17 protein-coding genes are annotated in these 21,261 nt (G+C 43.1%); 4 read left to right on the forward strand and 13 right to left on the reverse strand.

Annotated elements, in window-relative coordinates; all coding sequences use genetic code 11:
- Positions 1-2: 2 nt before the first annotated feature.
- Positions 3-362, reverse strand: a complete 360-nt coding sequence (locus tag EYS00_RS07140; protein WP_130635871.1) for a mercuric transporter MerT family protein — start codon at positions 360-362, stop codon at positions 3-5.
- 145 nt (positions 363-507) lie between these two features.
- Between EYS00_RS07140 and EYS00_RS07145 the strand changes: the two genes are divergently transcribed.
- Positions 508-915, forward strand: a complete 408-nt coding sequence (locus EYS00_RS07145) for a helix-turn-helix domain-containing protein (RefSeq protein ID WP_207301688.1) — start codon at positions 508-510, stop codon at positions 913-915.
- A 134-nt stretch (positions 916-1,049) separates the two neighbouring features.
- On the opposite strand, the gene EYS00_RS07150 is transcribed toward EYS00_RS07145, so the two are convergent.
- From EYS00_RS07150 to EYS00_RS07165, 4 genes are all read right to left on the reverse strand, one after another.
- On the reverse strand, positions 1,050-1,715 hold the full coding sequence (locus tag EYS00_RS07150) for a phospholipase D-like domain-containing protein (RefSeq protein ID WP_207301689.1): 666 nt from the start codon (positions 1,713-1,715) through the stop codon (positions 1,050-1,052).
- 70 nt (positions 1,716-1,785) lie between these two features.
- Positions 1,786-1,932: a DUF2256 domain-containing protein gene (locus EYS00_RS07155; RefSeq protein WP_130635872.1), complete on the reverse strand. Its 147-nt coding sequence runs from the start codon at positions 1,930-1,932 to the stop codon at positions 1,786-1,788.
- Entirely contained in the window at positions 1,913-3,454 is a 1,542-nt protein-coding gene (locus EYS00_RS07160) for a cryptochrome/photolyase family protein (RefSeq protein ID WP_130635873.1), read from the reverse strand. The genes EYS00_RS07155 and EYS00_RS07160 overlap by 20 nt, the downstream gene beginning before the upstream one ends.
- Before the next feature lies 1 nt (position 3,455).
- Positions 3,456-4,883, reverse strand: coding sequence for a deoxyribodipyrimidine photo-lyase (locus EYS00_RS07165; RefSeq protein WP_130635874.1), 1,428 nt, complete (start codon positions 4,881-4,883; stop codon positions 3,456-3,458).
- A 101-nt stretch (positions 4,884-4,984) separates the two neighbouring features.
- Between EYS00_RS07165 and EYS00_RS07170 the strand changes: the two genes are divergently transcribed.
- Together EYS00_RS07170 and EYS00_RS07175 are read left to right on the forward strand one after the other, a co-directional pair.
- The gene (locus tag EYS00_RS07170) at positions 4,985-6,289 is read left to right on the forward strand and encodes a DASH family cryptochrome (protein ID WP_130635875.1); all 1,305 of its coding nucleotides are present in this window, start codon (positions 4,985-4,987) and stop codon (positions 6,287-6,289) included.
- The gene (locus EYS00_RS07175) at positions 6,277-7,791 is read left to right on the forward strand and encodes a deoxyribodipyrimidine photo-lyase (protein WP_130635876.1); all 1,515 of its coding nucleotides are present in this window, start codon (positions 6,277-6,279) and stop codon (positions 7,789-7,791) included. Before EYS00_RS07170 ends, EYS00_RS07175 begins: the two co-directional genes overlap by 13 nt.
- 13 nt (positions 7,792-7,804) lie before the next feature.
- Here the strand turns inward: EYS00_RS07175 and EYS00_RS07180 are convergent, their stop codons facing one another.
- Positions 7,805-8,080: a hypothetical protein gene (locus EYS00_RS07180; RefSeq protein ID WP_242618680.1), complete on the reverse strand. Its 276-nt coding sequence runs from the start codon at positions 8,078-8,080 to the stop codon at positions 7,805-7,807.
- Between the two features lie 129 nt (positions 8,081-8,209).
- On the opposite strand from EYS00_RS07180, the gene fabA reads away from it, so the two are divergent.
- Positions 8,210-8,728 carry a bifunctional 3-hydroxydecanoyl-ACP dehydratase/trans-2-decenoyl-ACP isomerase gene (fabA, locus tag EYS00_RS07185; RefSeq protein ID WP_130635877.1) on the forward strand — a complete coding sequence of 173 codons (519 nt, stop codon included), beginning with the start codon at positions 8,210-8,212 and terminating at the stop codon, positions 8,726-8,728.
- A 62-nt stretch (positions 8,729-8,790) separates the two neighbouring features.
- Here the strand turns inward: fabA and rmf are convergent, their stop codons facing one another.
- The 7 genes from rmf to EYS00_RS07220 form a co-directional block, all read right to left on the reverse strand.
- Positions 8,791-8,967 carry a ribosome modulation factor gene (gene rmf / locus EYS00_RS07190; protein ID WP_130635878.1) on the reverse strand — a complete coding sequence of 59 codons (177 nt, stop codon included), beginning with the start codon at positions 8,965-8,967 and terminating at the stop codon, positions 8,791-8,793.
- A 293-nt stretch (positions 8,968-9,260) separates the two neighbouring features.
- Complete coding sequence (locus EYS00_RS07195; RefSeq protein WP_130635879.1) at positions 9,261-11,024, reverse strand: DUF3466 family protein; 1,764 nt, start codon at positions 11,022-11,024, stop codon at positions 9,261-9,263.
- 12 nt (positions 11,025-11,036) lie between these two features.
- The gene (locus EYS00_RS07200) at positions 11,037-12,977 is read right to left on the reverse strand and encodes an ABC transporter ATP-binding protein (RefSeq protein ID WP_130635880.1); all 1,941 of its coding nucleotides are present in this window, start codon (positions 12,975-12,977) and stop codon (positions 11,037-11,039) included.
- On the reverse strand, positions 12,974-13,207 hold the full coding sequence (locus EYS00_RS07205) for a glutaredoxin family protein (RefSeq protein ID WP_130635881.1): 234 nt from the start codon (positions 13,205-13,207) through the stop codon (positions 12,974-12,976). Before EYS00_RS07205 ends, EYS00_RS07200 begins: the two co-directional genes overlap by 4 nt.
- Positions 13,208-13,212: 5 nt before the next feature.
- Complete coding sequence (gene rlmKL, locus EYS00_RS07210) at positions 13,213-15,315, reverse strand: bifunctional 23S rRNA (guanine(2069)-N(7))-methyltransferase RlmK/23S rRNA (guanine(2445)-N(2))-methyltransferase RlmL (RefSeq protein WP_130635882.1); 2,103 nt, start codon at positions 15,313-15,315, stop codon at positions 13,213-13,215.
- An 18-nt stretch (positions 15,316-15,333) separates the two neighbouring features.
- The gene (gene pyrD / locus EYS00_RS07215) at positions 15,334-16,341 is read right to left on the reverse strand and encodes a quinone-dependent dihydroorotate dehydrogenase (protein ID WP_130635883.1); all 1,008 of its coding nucleotides are present in this window, start codon (positions 16,339-16,341) and stop codon (positions 15,334-15,336) included.
- Positions 16,342-16,417: 76 nt separating this feature from the next.
- Positions 16,418-21,256, reverse strand: a complete 4,839-nt coding sequence (locus EYS00_RS07220) for an NAD-glutamate dehydrogenase (protein WP_130635884.1) — start codon at positions 21,254-21,256, stop codon at positions 16,418-16,420.
- Between the last annotated feature and the right edge of the window lie 5 nt (positions 21,257-21,261).

Raw genomic sequence — 21,261 nt, forward strand, 5'->3', positions numbered from 1 at the left:
TTTTATACTCCATAATACAAACTGACTGCATAAGGGAACGCCGCTGCAATAATTATCAATACAGCGGCTATCCAGAAAGCATTTTTCACAAACCTTTGTGGTAACGGTTTTGTGCATATTTTTCCATCATCACATTTATTCTTCGAATTGCTGAATATCAAACGGTAACTCAAACCCAACATTAGTAATGCGCCGCTTAATATCCATAAATGGTATTCAGCTAAGGCTGTAAGGTTTGCTATCCAAGCCCCTGAGATACCCACCCATAGTAAAACAAGTGGGAGTACGCAACATGCTGATGCAGCTAAGCCTCCAACAATCGCGCCCGAGACTGCCGTCCACTTTTTCGCGTCAGAAGCCACAGTTAAACCTCTTCATCTATTTTACGCCTCGATAATTTTTGACATCTATTACCCCTAATACCTGTTGAGCCTTAGCTTGTAAGCCTTGCCCAACTTAATTGTAATGCTAATATCTGTAGTTACTACAGATGCAAGAAAAAATTTCATGATTAAAGACCCAAACTCTATTGGTTCAGTTTCAAAGCTGACTGATATCAATATCGAAACCATTCGATACTACGAAAAAATAAACCTGATCGACAAACCATCCAGAAGCGAGGGCGGAAATAGGCTTTATCTCGATGAGCACATACGACAACTGCGATTTGTAAAAAGAGCGCGGCAGCTCGGGTTCAGTCTTGATGAAATCAGAACACTGTTAGAGCTTTCTGCAGGCAATTCTGCCGACTGTTCATTTGCGAAAAATATCGCTGATAAACATTTGTTAGACATAGAGCTAAAGATTATAGATTTGAAAAAATTGGCAAAGGTTCTGAAATCACTCTCGACTGAATGTGAGCAAACAACAGGCACAGATTGTCCGATATTGGCCTCGCTGAATTCATTTAATTAGCGGTAGTCAAATGTAAGCCCAATGCGCCCTGAGCAACTTATTGATTCTTGCTGCCTTTCAGGTGAAGTCGAAACTCCCGATTAAACCAGTCAGATTAGATATGAATGACTACAAACCATGGATATTAATAATTATCATTCGCTATGCGTGATTTTGATGTTTTGTTTAGGAAAAACCATAAGATCAAAGTCACCAAATGCCACGCTGGGACCAAACGAAAAGTACTCATTTCCGATGTTTCTTCCACCTAAAATACTCGTCACGCCATCGGCGGTAATCAACTTATTGTGCATTCGTTGGTTAGCGGTCTTAAAATCAAAAATGTACGACAGCCATTTAGGGTTTCTATATTGAGTTGGGTTAAAGAGTCTAACTTCTACATTAGGATGTTTAGCTAGCGCGTAGAGTAACTGCTCGTTTTTAGCCGGGAAATCATCTAACAATAAGCGGACTTTCACGCCTCGTTCAGCGGCTTCGAATAAGCGCCAAGAGATGAGTTGCCCCGTTTCGTCGTTATTGAATATGTAGTATTGGAGATCCAAACTTACCGTTGAAAGCTCAATAAGTAATAGTCTTGCTAAAAGCGAGGCTCTGTTGTTACTCAGAGGATAGAAGCCATCTTTTGAAGCGGTTGGATTACCAACCGCTTCAAAATAGTTAGCTAATGTAGAGTTATTAACGTAAGGCTGGCTCTGGCTCATAGATTTGGGCGGGTATGTTTTGAACTGCGTTGCACAGCCCGATAAAGCAAAAACCAGCGCAATAATGTTTAGCTTTATCAACAATCGTTTTATCTGCATTAAAGCTTTCCCTCGCTAAACTGACACTATTTGTAGTTTACTCTACACAACATAGACAAAGCGAACCACCCTACACTGCCGCCTTACGATTACCACTGCAACGCTTGGAACAGTATTTAACATGCTCCCAGTTCTTCTCCCATTTTTTACGCCAAGTAAATGGCCTATTGCACACAGGACACACTTTTTGTGGAAGATCACACTTCTTGGTTGGCATCTAATTTACTCAGAAAACGCTCTGCACTGTTGTTCATAGCATCGATAGATTCAGGTTTCATACGATGATACGTGTTCAATATCATCCCCATGCGATGGTTTTCTTTGAGCTTGTCCTTATGCTTGTCGATAAAATGCCAGTATAAGTAATTGAACGGGCATGCATCATCGCCTACTTTTTTATTCACTTTATAACCACAGTTACCACAGTAGTTGGACATTTTTTTGATATAGCTACCGCTTGCCACATAAGGTTTACTGGCAAGATTCCCACCGTCACTATACAAGATCATTCCCGCTACGTTGGGCAACTCAACCCATTCGTACGCGTCGGCATAAACGCTCAGATACCAGTCTTGAACCTGAGCTGGAGACAATTCAGCGAGCAAGCTAAAGTTACCCAAGACCATCAGGCGCTGTATATGATGTGCGTAGGCGTTTTCCTTGGTTTCTTTAACGCACTGTCGCATACAGTTCATGTTTGTTTGGGCAGTCCAATAGGCATCAGGCAATGGTCGATGGTTATCGAAGTAATTGTCTGTTTTTAACTTAGGCATGAAATACCAGTAAAAGCCTCTCACATACTCTCGCCAACCAAGTATTTGCCTGATAAATCCCTCGGCAGAATTTAATGGCGCCTGACCTGAATGATAAGCAACTTCAGCAGATTTAATGATTTCTCGTGGGGTGAGCAGGCCACAGTTTAAGTACAATGAAATGTGCGAATGATAGAGCCAGGGCTCGTCTTGTAACATTGCATCTTGGTATGTACCGAAGTTATTAATTCGCTCATCAATAAATCGGTCTAAAACGTGGAGGGCATCTTCGCGAGTCACACCATAGTGAAATCCGTCAGTGCTTCCCATGTGATCATGAAATTGTTCATCAACTAATGCAATCACTTGTTGCGTCACCGCATTAGTTGGGAAAACCGTATTTTTTGGGACGTTAGTACCCGCAGGAAGCGTTGCCCTATTTTGTTGGTCGTAGTTCCATTTCCCTCCGATGGGTTTCCCGTTTTCCATCAAAATGTCATAGCGCTTGCGCATTTCTCGATAAAAATACTCCATGCGATACTGCTTACGCCCCTCAGCCCACGCTGCAAAATCGCCAATTGACGCCATAAATCGAGTGTCTTCATTTATTATCACTGGAAGGTTAAGTGCTTGCTCCCAGCTTTTCATTTCTGTATCAAGTCTAAATTCACCGGGCTGGGTCACTTCCACTGCACTGGCATCAGTAGTTGTAACGGCATCTTTTACCGCATTAAATAAACTGCCCGGATTTTCAGCATCATCATATTCAATATAGTGAACATTAAATCCTTCTTGTCTCAGTCCTTTGGCAAAATGACGCATCGCACTAAACAGGAATACAATTTTTTTCTTGTGATGTTTTACGTATGTAGCTTCTTCCCTCACCTCTGCCATTATTATGGTGTCATTAGACTTATCAGCATTTTGCAGCATGGGAAGGCTTAGCGTTAGTTGGTCGCCCAGTACCAGAATAAGTTTTCCTGCCACCCTACTTTCCTTTTATCTTTGCAAACGCATCAAGCGCTCGAAGTCTCGACGCTTTTAGGTCAACAATGGGTTTAGGGTATGTTTTCCCCAACTCAACCCCCACACCTTTGGCAATGATTGAAGGAGCTTCCCAGGGTTTATGGATGTATTTGTCGGGTAAGTCTTTTAGCTCAGGGCAGTACCTGCGAACGTAGTTGCCTTTACTGTCAAACTTTTCTCCCTGTAATACTGGGTTAAACACTCTAAAATAGGGTGCAGCATCTGCGCCGCTCCCAGCCACCCATTGCCAACTCGCACTGTTACTGGCTAAGTCAGCATCGAGTAAACAATCCCAGAACCATCGTTCTCCTTCACGCCAATCAAGTAGCAGATTCTTCACAAGAAATGAACCTACAATCATACGAACACGATTGTGCATATATCCGGTTTGCCAAAGCTCCCGCATTCCCGCGTCTACGATTGGAATACCGGTATTACCCTGTTTCCACGCATTGAGGGCGTCAGTGTCAGATAACCACTCAAAGTGGTCGAACTTTGCGTTGAAGTTTTCTGTAGGTAGTGTTGGAAAGTGATACAGCAAATAATAGCTAAATTCGCGCCATCCAATCTCGCTAAGAAAAGTGTCGATACCTTCTTGTGAGGTATCACCAAACGCACCTAGTATGGCGTACCAAATTTGATGCGGCGAAATCTCTCCAAAATGTAGATGGGGAGATAGTTGAGAAGTACCCGTGACCGATGGAAAGTTACGGCGCTCGCGATATTGCGTTACAGCGGATGATATAAACTGTTCTAATTTATCCGAGGCACTGCTCTCACCGGGTTGCCATTGGTTTGCAATCTGAGTATCCCAAGTAATAGTGGGAAGTAGACCTAGATCGTCGATTGCGGTGCCTTTATTTTCTACTTCAGCAAACTCAATACTTGAGGGCACGCCCATGGGCATTCTTGGAGCGTCCTTCCCCAAACAGCCTTTTCTATAATAAGGCGTAAAGACCTTGTACGGTGTGCCGTCTTTTTTAAGTACGTCCATAGGTTCCCAGAGCAAGCTACCGTTAAAGCTTCTTGCGTTAAATCCGCTCTTTTTTAACGCTGTTTTTAGTCTCTTGTCCCTCTCCATTTCCCATGGTGTATAACAACGGTTCCAAAAGATACTGTTGGCTCCGAAAGCATGCATCAATTCAATAAGTATTTTTTTGGCACTGCCTACAAAAACTTGTAGGTTGCCGTTAAGACGTTGATTTAGTGACGATAAACTATGGTGTAACCACCAATTACTTGCGCCACCTTTTTGGAATTGTTCTGGGGTGTCGGTATCAATGATATATACAGGAATGACTTCACCTGAATCACAGGCTGCATGCAATGCAGGATTATCATTTATGCGTAAGTCCTGCCTGAACCACATTACACTGATGGCTTGAGTCATTAATACCTCATTTATTAAATATAATTATCTCTAAGCTATTTACGTGTTTTTTTCGTATTGAGTTTCATTGATCTGGCTGATAACTGAGAAATCGTCGTTAAGTGGTAAAAATTTCATCAACTCAACCTATTCGTGGGGTGTTCTGGTTTAGAAACGACCTGCGAACCCACGACTTGCCGGCTCTATCGCAGCTTTGTGAACACATCGATGAGTTAGCTTTCGTCTATGTGATGGCTACCGAAAAAGAGTACCGACAGCCTGACGACGTGTCCTCGTCAAAGCTGGTGTTGCCGAGCGAAAAGCGAATACAGTTTTTAAATGAGTGTATCGACGATTTGCGTACTAACCTGCAAGAATTAGGACACGATCTAATACTACTAAAAGGTGATCCGGTTACTCAGCTATCTGCTTTTTGTGAGCAATACAAAGTGACATATATAGGTGTAACGGAGCATGCTGGATTTAATGAAAGAGTTCAGGTTCAAACACTTGACGAAGTATTAGCACACACTGAGGTAATAATAGGTGAAGGTGCTTCAATGATAAACGAGGAGCAACTCCCCTTCTCTATTACGGGAATGCCGTCAACCTTCAGTCCGTTTAGGCGCAAAATTGAAAAGCGACTCGAACGTACAGACGATGTTCTAGCGCCATCAATTAGTGTTACTGAGCTTCCCCCACCGTTTGTGCGTGGCGTATCACCAGACACATTGACCAATAGTCCAATGGCAATGCAGTTTTTTGGTGGCGAATCCGCAGCTTTGCGGCATCTCGACAACTACTTTAAACACTCTCACCAAGCGAGTGTATACAAAGAAACCAGGAATGCACTGGATACTTGGGAACATTCTACAAAATTTTCGCCTTGGCTCGCCCATGGTTGTATATCACCAAAAACCATACTAAAAGCACTCGTCGAATATGAGGAAGCAATTGAGAGAAACGAAAACACCTACTGGATCTATTTTGAATTACTGTGGCGTGATTTCTTCCTTCATATGCAAAAGCGACACACTAAAAGCTGGTTTGCATTTGACGGTATAAACGGAACACTCCCATCTACAGATTTCAAACAATCAGAGTTTCAGCGTTGGTGCGACGGGAATACTGGTTATGACATTGTTGATGCTTGCATGAAACAGTTATCAGAGACTGGATACATGTCAAACAGAGGCCGTCAATTAGTGGCTAGCTGTTTTGTTCACGAGTTGAATCTTGACTGGCGGTATGGCGCTTCATGGTTCGAGCACACCCTACTAGACTATGATGTCGCTAGTAACTGGGGGAATTGGCAGTACCTTGCTGGTGTAGGTTGTGACCCTCGAGGACATCGTCAATTTAACCTCGAAAAACAAACACAGATGTATGACCCCAATGGTGAGTTTCGCAACCGATGGTTGAAGTAAAACCGGAAATCGCTTTGGTGTGGTTAAAACGTGATCTTCGATTACGAGATCACGCTCCCTTGTGTAGCGCCATCAACACTGGCCTGCCAGTGATTATGCTTTACTGCTGGGAACCTGAAGTCATAGCAGATCGACACATGAGCCAACGGCATCTGCAGTTTATCGCTCAATCCCTTAACGACATAGACCAACAGTTAGGCACTAACGCCGTATTGCAAATACAAGGGAGTGCAATTGAAGCACTGAATCTCGTTTTAACTGAGTTTACTGTACGCCAGTTATTTAGCCATGAAGAGATAGGTGTAGAAGTCACTTTTAAGAGAGACAAACAGGTAAGACAGTGGTTAAACGATCGCCAAATACCATGGACCGAAACGCCGTACGGTGCGGTGCAACGAGGTCTACCAAATAGAAAAGGTTGGAATCGACACTGGAAGTCTGTCACTCAACAAGCCACTTTTGACCCAGATATTACTGCCTTGAAAGATAATCATTGGGCAAATACCAAACTCTGCTCATTGGTTGGCGCTCCAACAATAGAGAACAACACAAATTTCCAGATGGGCGGTGAACGAAGAGCGTGGCATACGCTGTATGATTTTTTCAAAGGACGAGGCCAAGACTACTATCGTAAAATTTCATTTCCAATGGACGCGCGTACCGCTTGTACACGCCTGAGCCCCTATCTTGCTTGGGGTAACATCACAATTAGGCAAGTGATCCAATTTATCGATCAGCAGAAAGCCAATGGGAATGCCAAGGGTATTCATTGGACACGCACGTTAACGGCATTGCGTTCAAGGCTTCAATGGCAATCACACTTCATACAAAAATTTGAAAGCGAACACCAAATGGAGTTTAGAGCGGTTAACCGAGCCTATGCCCATTTTCCCTTTATTGATGGCCCTGAGTCACATCGAAGATTTGTTCATTGGCGTGATGGGAAAACCGGATATCCTTTGGTAGATGCCTGTATGCGAGCACTAGCGACTACCGGGTATTTAAACTTCAGAATGCGCGCTATGGTAACGAGTTTTTTATGTCATCATCTAAACGTAGATTGGCGCTGTGCTGCAGAATACTTGGCACAACAATTTTTAGATTTTGAACCCGGAATTCACTTTCCTCAAATTCAAATGCAGGCCAGTGTGACGGGGGTGCATACAGTACGCTTGTATAACCCAGCAACACAGTCAAAACGGCTAGACCCAGAAGCCGTATTCATCAAAAAATGGTTACCAGAGTTAGAAAAGCTGCCCAAAGACGTGTGTCATGCCCCCTACGACATCCCTCCCCTTGAGGCGCAAATGTTGGATTTTGACATAGCGCGTGACTATTTTGTCCCCATTGTCGATATTCAAAAAGATCGAAAGCAGAATGCTGAACGACTTTGGAGCTTCAAACAACGAGATGACGTGTTAAAAGAGGCAAAACGCATCGTAAAAATGCATACCCTTGCTGATAGCCCAAGCCGAGTTTGGGTGAAAGAAAATACCGAGTAGCTTACCAATGAGCTTAACGATCGTTTTTAATCAACCATTCATTAAGTAGTTTTATCTGACCACATTTGTACGCCGCATAGGTAAGCCGTAATGAGTTAGAAATGATTTCGTTATCACTCCATCCGGTTTTTTCACGGATTTCCTCAATACATTGTAAGGCTTCAGGTTTTACGTACCCGCGAACCAGCGTATTTCCCGCTTCTTTTTGACGCTCCCTGTATCGTCTTTGTTTTTCCGCGTTTTTTGAGGTTGATACTTTTTCTGAATCAGGCAACTTTTCTTTCATCATAAACTCTCAATAGCTGTAGAATGAGTGTAACATGTGAATTAATTCAGAAAAATCACTGTTCAGAGTTGTTTAGCTTACAAGTGTTCGCTAAATTACCCACCGAAAAGTTTTTTAAACTACGAGTTGTTAATGTCAGATAAGAAAAACAGTTTTAATAAAGAGGACCTTCTAGCCTGTAGTCGCGGAGAAATGTTTGGTCCAGGTAACAGTCAACTACCAGCACCAAATATGCTAATGATGGATCGTATCGTTACTATTAACGAAGACGGTGGCGAACATGGTAAAGGTGAAATAGTTGCAGAACTAGATATCGACCCTTCACTTTGGTTCTTTGATTGCCACTTTCCTGGCGATCCTGTAATGCCGGGTTGTTTAGGGCTTGATGCTATGTGGCAACTCGTTGGTTTTTTCCTAGGCTGGAGCGGTGGCCCAGGTAAAGGTCGTGCGCTTGGTGTGGGTGAAGTTAAGTTTACTGGTCAGATCCTACCTACTGCGAAAAAAGTGACTTACCGCATCACCATGAAGCGTGTTATCAAGCGTAAATTATTTATGGGTTTGGGTGACGGTACTGTTGAAGTAGACGGACGCGTTATCTATACGGCGAATGACCTAAAGGTTGGTTTGTTCCAAGACACATCTAATTTCTAGTTGTGTAATCGAATGTAAAAAGCCCCAATTAATGGGGCTTTTTTGAATCTGTTAACTGCATTCTACTTTACGGTAAATCCTAGTTGCCTATCTTCTACGGCTTCTCGCCAACCTCCTAACCATTGTGAGCGAGTTTCATTTTGTTGAAACGGACAATTTTCTTTTGAGCGTCCACTAATACCAGCTTGATACCCTTTAGCATGAGCTCGTGTCATTTTATCTCGTTTTTGTCTTTTCATTGAATAGCCTCTTTTATTGTTGGACGATCAACAGCGATTTGGCTCGTAGTTCAATTCAGTCTGTAAGTAAAACGGCGCAAAACGCTCTTGAACAATTAATAGATAGGTCTTTTTTATGATTGGTTCAAGAGCAAAATGTTCAATAGATCTATTGACAAAGTGTAAGTTGATGAGATTTCTATGAAATAAATATTACATTTTTTAGTCATAAATATTTCAATTTTTAAACACTATCGATATAAAAAAGCCGCTTTTAAAAAAGCGGCCTTATATTTGTAACTTAATTGTCGTAGTTACTTTCTACGACGGAAGAGCACCAGAGCAAAGCCCATGAGTAAAGCAGCGATGCTTGTTGACGCACCTTGACGTTCGTAAGGAGCATCGTCGTCATCAATGTCGCACTCATCAACACTGCCGTTACTGATCGGTGATAGCTTCACTGAAATAATGGAATCAACTTCAGACGTCTCGCCTTGATCGTTTACCACTTCTTCCCCACTTACGTAGCGGTTAGTAGCTTTAACACGAGCATTAGCGATAATTTCGTTATTGTCATTAATATCAATAGCTTCAAGCAAAGTGTATGGTGAATCACAAGCGGTCAAATCATTAAGATCAAGAAACTCTTGTGTGTCTATGTTGAACATAAAGGCACTCGTTTCTCTAATCGCATCAGAGGTTGCTTCATTTTCAGCGCGACCAACAATAATATTATTGTTGTTGATGGCGTTGGCGTGGACGCCTGAGCTAGCGAAAAAACCATCTGGGTAGAATGCTTCGGTAGTGTCCAAGTTGTACGCAAACATACGTGGGCGGGCAATATCATTGGTCGCTCGTAGTAAGGTACCTGATACCCAGTTGCTATCGTTAATTCCAGACGCTTGGCTGATCAGGTTTTCATCGCGAGGCAGCAATTCTACTGTTTCACCGTCACGAAATACTGTTGCAACACGCTGCACCTCTGTTAATTCAAATGAAGAGGTATCACTTGGACGCGTAATTCCAATGAACTCTCCTGTCATCCCTTCCCCAACTGCTATGCCCTGACTATTGATGTCAAGAGCGTAGGTATAGTTGTATAGCGTGTTATCTTCTTCGGGAGTAAAGAGTAACGGATACGCTTGTGAGCTTATCACGTCGCCATTAACATCCAACTGCCAGATGGTGGCATTGACTTCAGACGCAAAAATGTAATTAAACGTACCTGACTGAGCATTGGAAGCAAAATAGTCTGACATTTCCGGAAGAATAAACGTACCACGGTAAATGATGTACCGACAGAATGATTCTGGGATGTCGTCACGTTGTTCGTCATCTGCACAAACTTCAATCGCATTGTCCAAACTCTCGTTGAAACTAACGGTACTGAACCCTGCAACTTGAAGGTTTGTATTAATAGCACGAGCTGATGCAAAACCACCTAACGTGTCGTCAATTGCCGGAAGGCGTTTACTCTCATTACCTACTTGCACAAATGCTTGTTGTGCTGATTCTGCGTACGTATAGTTAATGGTATCCCCATCTTCATTCTCGTATGCTTCCTCTATGAATATCCCAGTAGAGTCACCAACAATGTAATCACCTGCGACGCTGTCACGACCATTAGCGGATACCGACCATGAAAAATCATCTTCAAATTTTCCATTTTTCTCGTCTAATCCAGGTACTAGTTCTGCATCTGTAGTATCTGTAATGTAGGTACGATACGAAGCGAGCTTTTGTCCTACGGGTGATTCAGCATTTTGCAAAAGATAGTTGACGATTAATGTGTAGTCGGCATTCGAAAAAACACCCTGTTTTACGTCGTCCTCGCTTTCTAAAGACTCACTATAAATGTCAAAGAATGTAGTATCGTTTTCGAGTTGCTCTACATCGATAGGCGGATTAAATTCAAGCTGAGTAGCAGCCATTGTTTTACCGGAATTATCAATAGACAACGCAAAAGTATTTCGGCTGGTATCCTGAAGTGGTAATGGTGTTACATTGTACGTTGCGGCTACCGCAGAAAAACTACCAGTTGCCATCAATATGGCGGCGGCTAGCTGAGATCGTTTCATTTAAAATCCTATTTACTGCTGATTATCGTCCAGCATACTTTCTAATTCGTCCCAGCGCGCATACTTCTGAGACAAGGTTTCTTCTAATTCAGCCAACTTAGCAATTGTTTCAGCCGTGGCACTACTGTCTTGCTTGAAAAATTCAGGGTCATTGACTTGTGACTGCAATGACTCGATGTCTGATTCTAACAATTCTATCTCTGCTGGCAATGATTCCAGCGCTCGTTGATCTTTGTATGATAACTTTTTCGTCTTACGTGGTGAAGACTTAGCAGTAGGACTCTGTGAAGTAGAATTAGTTTCATTCTTTACTTTCGCTTTTTCATCTTTTATTTGCTGTTGACGACGTTTGTCTTGTTCGCTATACCATGCAGCAACGTCACTGAATCCACCAATGAACTCTCTTAACTGCCCATTACCTTCGAATACAACACAGCTATTAGCCACATTATCTACGAATTCTCGATCGTGACTCACCAATAATACTGTTCCTTCATATTCATTCAGTAAGGTTTCCAGCATCTCTAGCGTTTCAACATCTAAGTCATTGGTTGGTTCATCCAGAACCAGCAAGTTACTTGGCTTCAACATGAGTTTAGCGAGCATTAAGCGGTTTTTCTCACCACCAGAGAGGGATTTCACCGGGGCATTTACTCTTTCTGGTGTGAACAGGTAGTCCTGTAGATAACTAATCACATGGCGTGGATTACCGTTAACCATTAGATCTCGTTTACCATCACCCACAGCATCGATAACAGTTTTCTCAAGGTCTAGACCATCTCTATGCTGGTCAAAATAGGCAACTTCAAGATTCGTTCCTTGTTTACTGTTGCCACTATCTGCATCTAACTTACCCAAAAGCAATTTGATCAGCGTACTCTTACCACAACCATTAGGGCCAACTAGAGCTACTTTATCGCCTCTCAGTACGTTTAAACTTAAACCGCTAACAATAGATTTGCCTTCAATGGCGTAGTGGAGATCGGTCACTTCAAAAACACGCTTGCCCGACCGTGCTGCTTGGTGTTGACTGACCACAGCATTACCCTGAGTTGCCCTTCTCGCCTTTCGAGTTTCCCGCAACTTCTTTAGTGCCCGAACCCTACCTTCATTGCGAGTTCTCCGCGCTTTGATACCTTGACGAATCCACACTTCTTCCTGTGCGAGCTTTTTATCAAATTCTGCGTTTTGTGCCGCTTCTACTTCAAGATCTTGCTGCTTCTTAACTAGGTATTCTTCGTAGTTACCCGGGTAACTCGTTAATTGACCGCGGTCTAAATCAACGATTCGGGTCGCCATATTGCGAATAAATGCCCTATCGTGGCTAATGAAAACAATGGCACCTTTGTAATTGAGCAAACTAGACTCAAGCCATCGAATCATTTCTATATCAAGGTGGTTGGTTGGCTCATCGAGAAGCAACAAATCTGGTGAGCGCACTAATGCTCTTGCTAGAGCAGCTTTGCGTCGCCATCCACCTGACAGTGTCGATAATGAAATATTTGGGTCTAGCTTAAGTGAGGTTAACGTGGCGTCGATTTGTTGTTCATATTGCCAAGCATCGCGAGCTTCAAGAGTTTCTTGTAAACGTTGAAGTTTGTTAAGGTTGGCCTCACTTGGGTCTTCTGATACTTTTTTCGTTTGATGAAAGTACGCCTTAATGGTGTCACCAATATCGGCTAACCCTTCAGCAACATAGTCAAACAGAGTCACGTCTGTGGTTTCGGGTGGGTCCTGCTCTAAACGCGCGACTACAACATTGTTTTCAATGATTCGTTGTCCATCGTCTGCAATGATTTCTCCGGAAATGACCTTCATCAAGGTTGATTTTCCGCTGCCGTTCCTACCCACTAAGCAGACACGCTCTTTGGGCTGTATTACCAATTCAACACCGTCTAACAGTGGCGGATTTCCGTAAATTACCGTGACATCTTTTAACTGCATAATACTCACAGTAAAAATTCCTCAATATCTTGATGGGTGAAAGGCCACCCTAATTCACCGCCGTTATCTTCGCGTTTAAGTACGGGTATTCGTGCACCGTACAAATGATAAAGCTCAGTACTCGTGCGAATATTTACTTTTGAAACAGTAAAAGCGACATCCGTCGATACTTTTGCAAGTTCTTCGTCAGCATAATCGCATAGCCCGCATTGTGGCCCTGTGTAAAAAACGATATTCATAGATGCTATGACTGCTTACTAATAATCCAACACTGGTGGATTTTTCCGCGTCGAGCGAAGTCTTCGGGTATGGTGCGACCGGTAATATTTTGCGCACTCAATCCTAACGCGCCAATTCCAGCTTCATCGAGTTTAAAGCCACGCTTATTATTTGAGAACACAATAGTGCCGCCTTCTTTCAAGCAGCTGTTCGCATGGGTTAGCATAGTTAAATGGTCACGCTGAACATCCCATGTGTTCTGCATTCGCTTTGAATTTGAAAACGACGGTGGGTCAATAAAAATAAGGTCGTATTTTCCTTTGTGATCGCTTAGCCACGTAGTGCAATCTGCCTGAATGAAGGCTTGAGGACATTTCACTTTATTGAGTGCAGCGTTTTTCTTCGCCCAGTCTAAATAGGTATTAGACATATCAACAGTCGTTACTGATTTAGCACCGCCTAAACCGGCATACACAGACACACTGCCCGTATAGGAGAACAAATTCAGTACATCTTTACCTGATGACATATCCATAACAATTTTTCGAGTGTTGCGATGGTCGAGGAATAACCCAGTATCAAGGTAATCAGTAAGATTAACCAAAAAGCGAATACCATTTTCGTGCACTTCTTTCATTTCACCAGATTGACGAAGCTTTTCGTATTGCTTAGTTCCTTTCTGTTGGGCTCTTACTTTCAGTGCAATGTTTTTTGGCGAGATCCCCGTAACGGCTGGTAAATATAAAAGTACTTCCTGCAATCGTTTACGTGACTTTTCTTCCGATACGGTTTTAGGTGGTGCATATTCTTGTACCACAAGCCAGTCGTCATATTGGTCGATAGCGACGTTGTAGTCGGGCAGATCTGCATCGTAAATACGGTAGCAATTAGTATTGGCCTTTTTTACCCACGATTTCATACGTTTAAGGTTCTTGCGTAAACGGTTGGCAAACTCATGGTTTTCAGCGTCTTCGCCGAACTGAACCGTGTTTTCCTCATCAAGGACGTAGTTGACCAGCTTACATTCAAGCTTTCCGTTGTTAAGTGCATATTCCTTGGATGCGCGAAGTTTCATTACTCTAAGCAGATCGCGATTACTGCTGAGCAAACTGATGTTCCAGCCTTTCCATGCAACTTTAAGTCGTTTTCCCCAGTCGCTAAAAAGCGGGATCAGTTCGGTAAGTTCACCGAGGCGTTCGCCATAAGGGGGATTAGTTACAACATAACCCGGTGTTGCTATTGGTGGAGAAGATTTAACTGCATCTTGATGACTAAATTGAATATCACTAAAAACACCCGCAATATCCGCATTAGTCTTTGCTACATGAATGAGTTTGCGACTCACATCAGAAGCATAAATCTTGGTATTCATTGGCTGCTGTACAGACTGAGCCTGTGTAACCAATTCATCCCAAACAGCGTGTTCATGACCTAGCCACGCATTAAAGCCCCAATATTCACGCTTAATACCTGGCGCAATGTTTCGCGCTATGTAAGCCGCTTCGATGGCAATGGTACCTGAACCACACATTAGGTCGACTAAAGGAACATCGGTATTGTTCGCCCAACCACTTCTTAACAGCATTGCACAAGCAATATGCTCTTTTAGCGGAGCATCACCAGTTTGTTGACGATAAGCACGCTGGTGTAAACTTGCACCAGCCATATCAAGGCCAATGGTTACCTTATCTCTACCCAAACGAGCGTACACTGGAATATCGGGTGATTTCCGTTCCACTGACGGACGTGACATACCCTGCTCTACAAACAGATCAACAATGGCGTCTTTGATTCTTACCGCACCGAATTGGGTATTTTTTATCGCCCGATTGGTACCAACAAATTGAACACTTAATGTGTGATTGGAATTCATGTGCATGGGCCAATCAACGCTCATAGCTGTTTCGTACAACGCGTCAGCACTATCCGCTTTACCCTCAGCCAAAACCCAAATGACACGGTTGGCCAAACGGGACCATAAACATACCTTGTAAGCGTCTGGTTTACTGCCTTCAAAAGACAATGCCCCAGGCATCATTTTTACGTTTGCATCCGGGCACAGTGTTTGGATTTCTTGCTTAAGCAGTTCGTCCAAACCTCTGCTTGTGGTAACTAAAATTTTATTCATTAATGATGCAGCCTGAACTTACAATGATTGCGCAATGCGTTTTACAAGGTCTGGACCTTGATAAATAAATGCAGAGTACACTTGTACTAACGCTGCGCCAGCATCTAATCGTGCCTGGGCCGCTTCTGGAGAATCTATTCCCCCCACACTGATCACGGGCATTTTGCCGTCAAGCGCAACAACAAGCTTTTTGGTCACCTCTAAACTCATTTCTGTCATAACCGAGCCACTTAAGCCGCCCATTTCTTCAGCGTGCTCTAACCCTTTTACAGGATCCCTTGAGAGCGTAGTATTGGTCGCAATTACACCGTCCATTCCGCTGTTCACCAATGACGCGGCAATACTAGTGATTTCATCATCGGTCAAATCTGGGGCAATTTTTACAAAGATTGGAACGTACTTACCATGAGTTTGGCTCAGTGTACCTTGTGCGGCTTTTAAACCAGCCAAAAGTGCATCTAACGCTTCACCATATTGCAGGTTGCGAAGGCCCGGTGTGTTTGGTGACGAGATATTGATAGTGATATAGGTCGCATGCTGATACACCTTGTTAAGGCAAATCAAATAATCGTCTAGTGCATTCTCTTCCGGCGTATCTTTGTTTTTACCAATATTGATTCCAATCGGGCCAGTAAACTTGGCTTTCTTTACTTGTTCAACAAGATGGTCAACCCCTTTGTTGTTAAAGCCCATGCGATTGATGATGGCGTTTTTTTCTGGGATCCGAAATAATCGTGGTTTTGGATTACCAGGTTGTGGGCGTGGTGTCACTGTTCCTATTTCTACAAAGCCAAATCCCATGCTAGCAAATGCATCAATACAATCGCCATTTTTATCTAACCCTGCAGCTAGCCCCACAGGGTTATCGAAGGTAATACCGGCAACAGTGACAGGTTTACTAATGCGCGGTGATGAATAAATCCAACTTAACGGTGTATTTTGGGTTTTGTTTAACCAATTGATAGTGAAGTCGTGACTTTTTTCAGGTTCGCACTGAAGAAGTATTTTTTGAACAAATGATTGCATGGGACCTGTCTTTGCTTTGTATAGAAAAAAGCCCTGTTTAAACAGGGCTTATTTATTTCGCCGAATACCGTGTATTCTAAATGTTAGACTTGACGCTTAAAAGCATCAATTCACGTAATGCTACAGAAAACTTCGCAAAATCGTGTGTTGTACTCGTTTTGAACTCTGTCATCATCATATACCAACGATTTAGCAAGGCTTCATTCTGGCTGATCCAATGTTCAAGAATCGCCTCAGCACCCTCACCTTCTTTGCCACATTGAAGCAAATTAGAAGTGATTGAACGTTGTTGCCAATCCAGCTCTTCACGATATGACGCTCTGGCGAGTGCTTGCCAATGATTGCTTACCGCTTGATGGTTAATTTGGCTTAAGAACCAATGAAGTTCTAGTTTGGCACCAAGCAAGTAATACAAACGGGCAACTACGTCGGTATCATGGGGATCGTTCTCAATGATCTGTGCCAAATCGAATGCACAGAATAAATTGGAGAAGCTAGCCACTTGATATGCGATATCTTGTGGAACACCCTCTGAAGTATATTTACGGGTCGCCTCTTCCAGTTCAGCATATTCTTCCTCAACAAGGTAATGTTGAAGGTTACGTGACAAGGTATCAAACGTATCTCGATAACTCGCAATGGCTTTATCGATGGACAACTCTTTGATGCCGTGACGCAAGTACCAACGAGCCGCCCTACGAAGGATACGACGAGCCTCCTCGAGTAGCTGTAGCTGTAACGTCGCCGAGATCTTATTGTCTAGATCCTCAATTCTCGACCAAAGGGTGTCGATATTAAAAATACCGTGGACAATAGCATAAGCGTTTGCGATTTCTTCTGCCGTTGCGCCAGTCTCTTCTTTCATTCTGAAAACAAAGTTGAGTCCCATATCATTGACCAGATTATTGGTCAGCTTAGTCGCAATAATCTCACTACGAAGTGGATGATTCTCCATGTGACTACTGAATTTGTTACGGAGTACTTGAGGGAACGCACTTACCAGTAGTTTTCCATGATACGGATTATTGGTAATCTCAGGAATATTAAACTCGTCCTTCAGTACCATTTTACCGTAAGCGATAAGAACACTTAACTCTGGACGTGTTAGCCCTTGCCCAGTCGCTAAGCGGTCGGACAACTCGTCGTCACTGGGTATAAACTCTAATTCGCGATTTAGATGCCCCTCTCTTTCAAGCCCATGGATAAATCGCAACTGCTCTTTCAACTGGCTTCCGCCGCCAAGCTCGGTAATTGAGATGGACTGAGTTTGGCGATAACAGTCTTGAAGTACGATTTGAGAGACATCATCAGTCATATCGTAGAGAAGGTTGTTGCGTTGCTTAGTGGTAAGCTCACCGTCATTCACCAGACTATTCAGAAGAATTTTGATATTAACCTCATTATCTGAACAATCCACACCGCCCACGTTATCGATAAAGTCGGTGTTTACACGTCCACCATTACTTGCGTATTCAATACGACCAAGTTGGGTAAGTCCTAAGTTACCGCCCTCACCGACAATTTTCGCTTGCACGTCTTTACCATTTACGCGCAAGTCGTCGTTAGCACGATCACCAACGTCTGAATGAGACTCTTTGGTGCTCTTAATGTAAGTACCAATACCACCGTTCCAGATGAGGTCTACGGGCATTTTGAGAATGTTGTGAATTAACTCAGTAGGTGTCATTGTCATTTGACGAGTACCAAGCCACTTCTTCATTTCAGGCGTCAACTTAATTGACTTAGCTGAGCGTTTGAAGATACCGCCACCTTTTGAAATCAAAGACGCATCATAGTCTTCCCAAGACAAGCGAGGGTTTTCAAACAAACGTTGGCGCTCTTTATAACTCTTTGCTGCATCTGGGTTGGGGTCAAAGAAGATATGTAAATGGTTAAACGCAGCCACTAAACGGGTATGTTCGGAAAGCAACATGCCATTACCGAAAACGTCACCGGCCATATCACCAACAGCAGCACAGGTGAATTCTGTGGTTTGACAATCTATTCCAATTTCACGGAAGTGACGTTTGACCGATTCCCACGCGCCACGAGCCGTTATACCCATCTTCTTGTGGTCGTAACCAATACTGCCACCTGACGCAAATGCATCACCTAACCAGAAACCAAATTCTTCAGAAATACCATTAGCGATATCAGAGAAAGTTGCCGTACCTTTGTCGGCTGCGACGACTAAATACGGGTCATCTTCATCCAAACGTACAACATCTTTGGGTGGCACAATTTCGCCATTAACAATGTTGTCTGTAATATCAAGTAAACTTCTGATAAATGTGCGATAGCAAGCTTGACCTTCCGCTTGGAAAGCTTCGCGGCCGCCAGTGGTCGGGAGCTTTTTACAAACAAAACCACCTTTTGCTCCCACAGGTACAATCACCGTATTTTTTACCTGTTGTGCTTTTACGAGCCCCAATATTTCCGTGCGGAAATCCTCTTGACGATCAGACCAACGAAGACCACCACGGGCAACCTTACCTCCGCGAAGGTGAACACCTTCAACTCTTGGGCTATAAACGAACACCTCAAATTTTGGTAATGGTAACGGCATATCAGGAATGAGTTCTGGCATCATTTTAAACGACACATAACTCTTCTCATTGCCCTCGTTATCCGCTTGATAGAAGTTTGTGCGTAAAGTTGCGCACATCATATCTAGGTAACGGCGGATGATTCTGTCGTCATCGAGGTTACTCACATTGTCTAGCTGTGCTTTGATTTGCTCGTGAATAGTGTCTTCTTTCTTGCTACTGCGTTTAATCGACGGATTAAAACGCTGATCAAAGAATGATACCAACAAACAAGCAATATCGGGGTAGTTCGCCAAAGTGTTGGCAATATAATCGCGGCTAAATGAGCTACCTGTTTGACGCATATATTTTGCGTAAGCTCTCAGAATAGTCACCTTGCGGCCTGTTAAGTTCGCACCCAAAATAAGGCGGTTAAACGCATCGTCTTCTAGGGCGTTATGCCAAACCTTAGCAAACGCGTCTTGGAACAAGACTTGCGCATTTTCCATGTCGAAATGCTGACCGCTTTTGTGCAACATGGTGAAGTCCATTACCCAGTTACACGAACCTTCGCTACATCTGACTTTGTAAGGGCTTTCGTCAATAACGCGCAATCCAAAGTTCTCTAACATAGGAAGCACATCAGAAAGATGGATAGGTTCAGCACGATGAAATAGTTTTAACTTAACAATTTCACTATCGGCCTGCTCTTCCTGCGGTCGGTAGAACAACATATCGAGGGTATTGTCATCGCTTAAACTTTCTAACTTTTCGATATCTACCAGCGCAGCGCTCGGTAAGTTGTGCTCCATATAACTGCGAGAGAAGCCATTGTCATATTTACGTTCAAGCGCTTTACCTGCTGCCTCGCCGTAGGCTTGTGAAATTGCTGCCGCTAACCTATCGTTCCACGTTTTAGTTAGCTCAATGATATTTTGCTCTATTTCCTTCACATCAAATTCCGCATTATTGTCTTCTACTCGGGCAATATAGTGGGTACGTGCATATACAGATTCTGAGAAGAAGGTCGTAAACTCAACTTCTTCGGTTGCCCCTAAGGACGCACGTAAAAGCGCTTGGGTATCTTTACGCAGCTGTGTGTTGTAACGCTCTCTGGGTACAAACACCATGCAAGAAAAGAAACGGCCAAAAACATCTTTTCTGATGAATAAACGGGAAATACCGCGCTCTTGCATCTGAAAAATGCCCATAACAATTTGAGCCAATTCTTGTGCAGGGGTTTGTAGCAATTCGTCTCTTGGATAGGTTTCAACAATATTAACGAACGCTTTAAAAGCGTGGCTGCCGGCTTCAAAACCAGATAGCGCACAGATTTGATCTATTTTCTCTTTTAAAATAGGTAGCTGTGTCACGCTTTGATTGTAAAACGCCGCAGAGTACAAGCCTAAGAATCTGTGCTCGCCCACTACAGCGCCGTCTTTATTGAATACTTTTACACCAACATAATCCATGTATGCCGGACGATGAACACGAGCTCTGCTATTCGTCTTTGTCAGAATGACAGGCGTACTGCTTAACGCTTCGTTGCGTGCTGAGGCAGGAAGGTTTGAAAGCAAACGTTCTCTGTCGTTTATGGAGTTTTTCATCAACCCCAAACTGCTATCGTTATTGGGGACCCAACGGTGATCACCCTCAATGGCTTTCACATCGTAATAGCGATAGCCCATTAAGGTAAAATTGTGATCGGCTAACCATGCAAGAAAGTTATTGGTACGTTTGACTTCTTCTTTTGAAACAGGCCAGTTATATGCACCACTCTCTTTGGTCACTTTTTGCAGTACCGTCGACATATCTTGCCAGTCATTAACTGCGAGGGTGACTTCTTCAACTACTGAACGCAGTTCATCAGTCAAAATGTCTATGTCTTTCTTGCTGCTCTGATGGTCCACTTCAATAAAAATGACTGTTTCACGACCAGCATCTTTCAATGGCTTGTTAGGCTCAGAAAATGCAGTTACTTGATTTTGCTTTGTTCGCTTAATACCCACGGGGCTGTGTAAAAATAGGTGAGCCGTAATATTAAGTCGATTGAGCGACATTCTTACGGAATCAACCAGGAAAGGCATATCTGCAACGATAATTTCAACAATAGTGTGGCTTGAATGCCAACCGTGTTTAGCGATTTCTGGATTAAAAACGCGGATATAAGGTGAACTACTGTCAAACGTGGAAAGCGCATTCCATAAACTCAAAGTTGCGCCATATAAGTCACTGTCGTTACGGTTTTCTAGATCGTCATTAGAGATGTTTTTATAAAGAAGCTGGCCAAATTGTTGTACGAGGGATTTTTGTTTGGCATCTACTTTTTTATTGATAAGGGCAAATACATTATCAAGCAATACGGAGTGTCGCTGCGAGGTGACTGTCATTCTTT

The sequence above is a fragment of the Alteromonas sp. KUL49 genome (assembly GCF_006538345.1).
Classification (GTDB): domain Bacteria; phylum Pseudomonadota; class Gammaproteobacteria; order Enterobacterales; family Alteromonadaceae; genus Alteromonas.

Bases quoted from the DNA above. Each gene is read 5' to 3' on its own strand.
- rlmKL (WP_130635882.1), bottom strand. From the start codon at position 15,315: ATGAATAAAATTTTAGTTACCACAAGCAGAGGTTTGGACGAACTGCTT.
- EYS00_RS07155 (WP_130635872.1), bottom strand. From the start codon at position 1,932: ATGCCAACCAAGAAGTGTGATCTTCCACAAAAAGTGTGTCCTGTGTGC.
- rmf (WP_130635878.1), bottom strand. From the start codon at position 8,967: ATGAAAAGACAAAAACGAGATAAAATGACACGAGCTCATGCTAAAGGG.
- EYS00_RS07145 (WP_207301688.1), top strand. From the start codon at position 508: ATGATTAAAGACCCAAACTCTATTGGTTCAGTTTCAAAGCTGACTGAT.
- EYS00_RS07165 (WP_130635874.1), bottom strand. From the start codon at position 4,883: ATGACTCAAGCCATCAGTGTAATGTGGTTCAGGCAGGACTTACGCATA.
- EYS00_RS07180 (WP_242618680.1), bottom strand. From the start codon at position 8,080: ATGATGAAAGAAAAGTTGCCTGATTCAGAAAAAGTATCAACCTCAAAA.
- pyrD (WP_130635883.1), bottom strand. From the start codon at position 16,341: ATGCAATCATTTGTTCAAAAAATACTTCTTCAGTGCGAACCTGAAAAA.
- EYS00_RS07195 (WP_130635879.1), bottom strand. From the start codon at position 11,024: ATGAAACGATCTCAGCTAGCCGCCGCCATATTGATGGCAACTGGTAGT.
- EYS00_RS07220 (WP_130635884.1), bottom strand. From the start codon at position 21,256: ATGACAGTCACCTCGCAGCGACACTCCGTATTGCTTGATAATGTATTT.
- EYS00_RS07175 (WP_130635876.1), top strand. From the start codon at position 6,277: ATGGTTGAAGTAAAACCGGAAATCGCTTTGGTGTGGTTAAAACGTGAT.
- fabA (WP_130635877.1), top strand. From the start codon at position 8,210: ATGTCAGATAAGAAAAACAGTTTTAATAAAGAGGACCTTCTAGCCTGT.
- EYS00_RS07205 (WP_130635881.1), bottom strand. From the start codon at position 13,207: ATGAATATCGTTTTTTACACAGGGCCACAATGCGGGCTATGCGATTAT.
- EYS00_RS07150 (WP_207301689.1), bottom strand. From the start codon at position 1,715: ATGCAGATAAAACGATTGTTGATAAAGCTAAACATTATTGCGCTGGTT.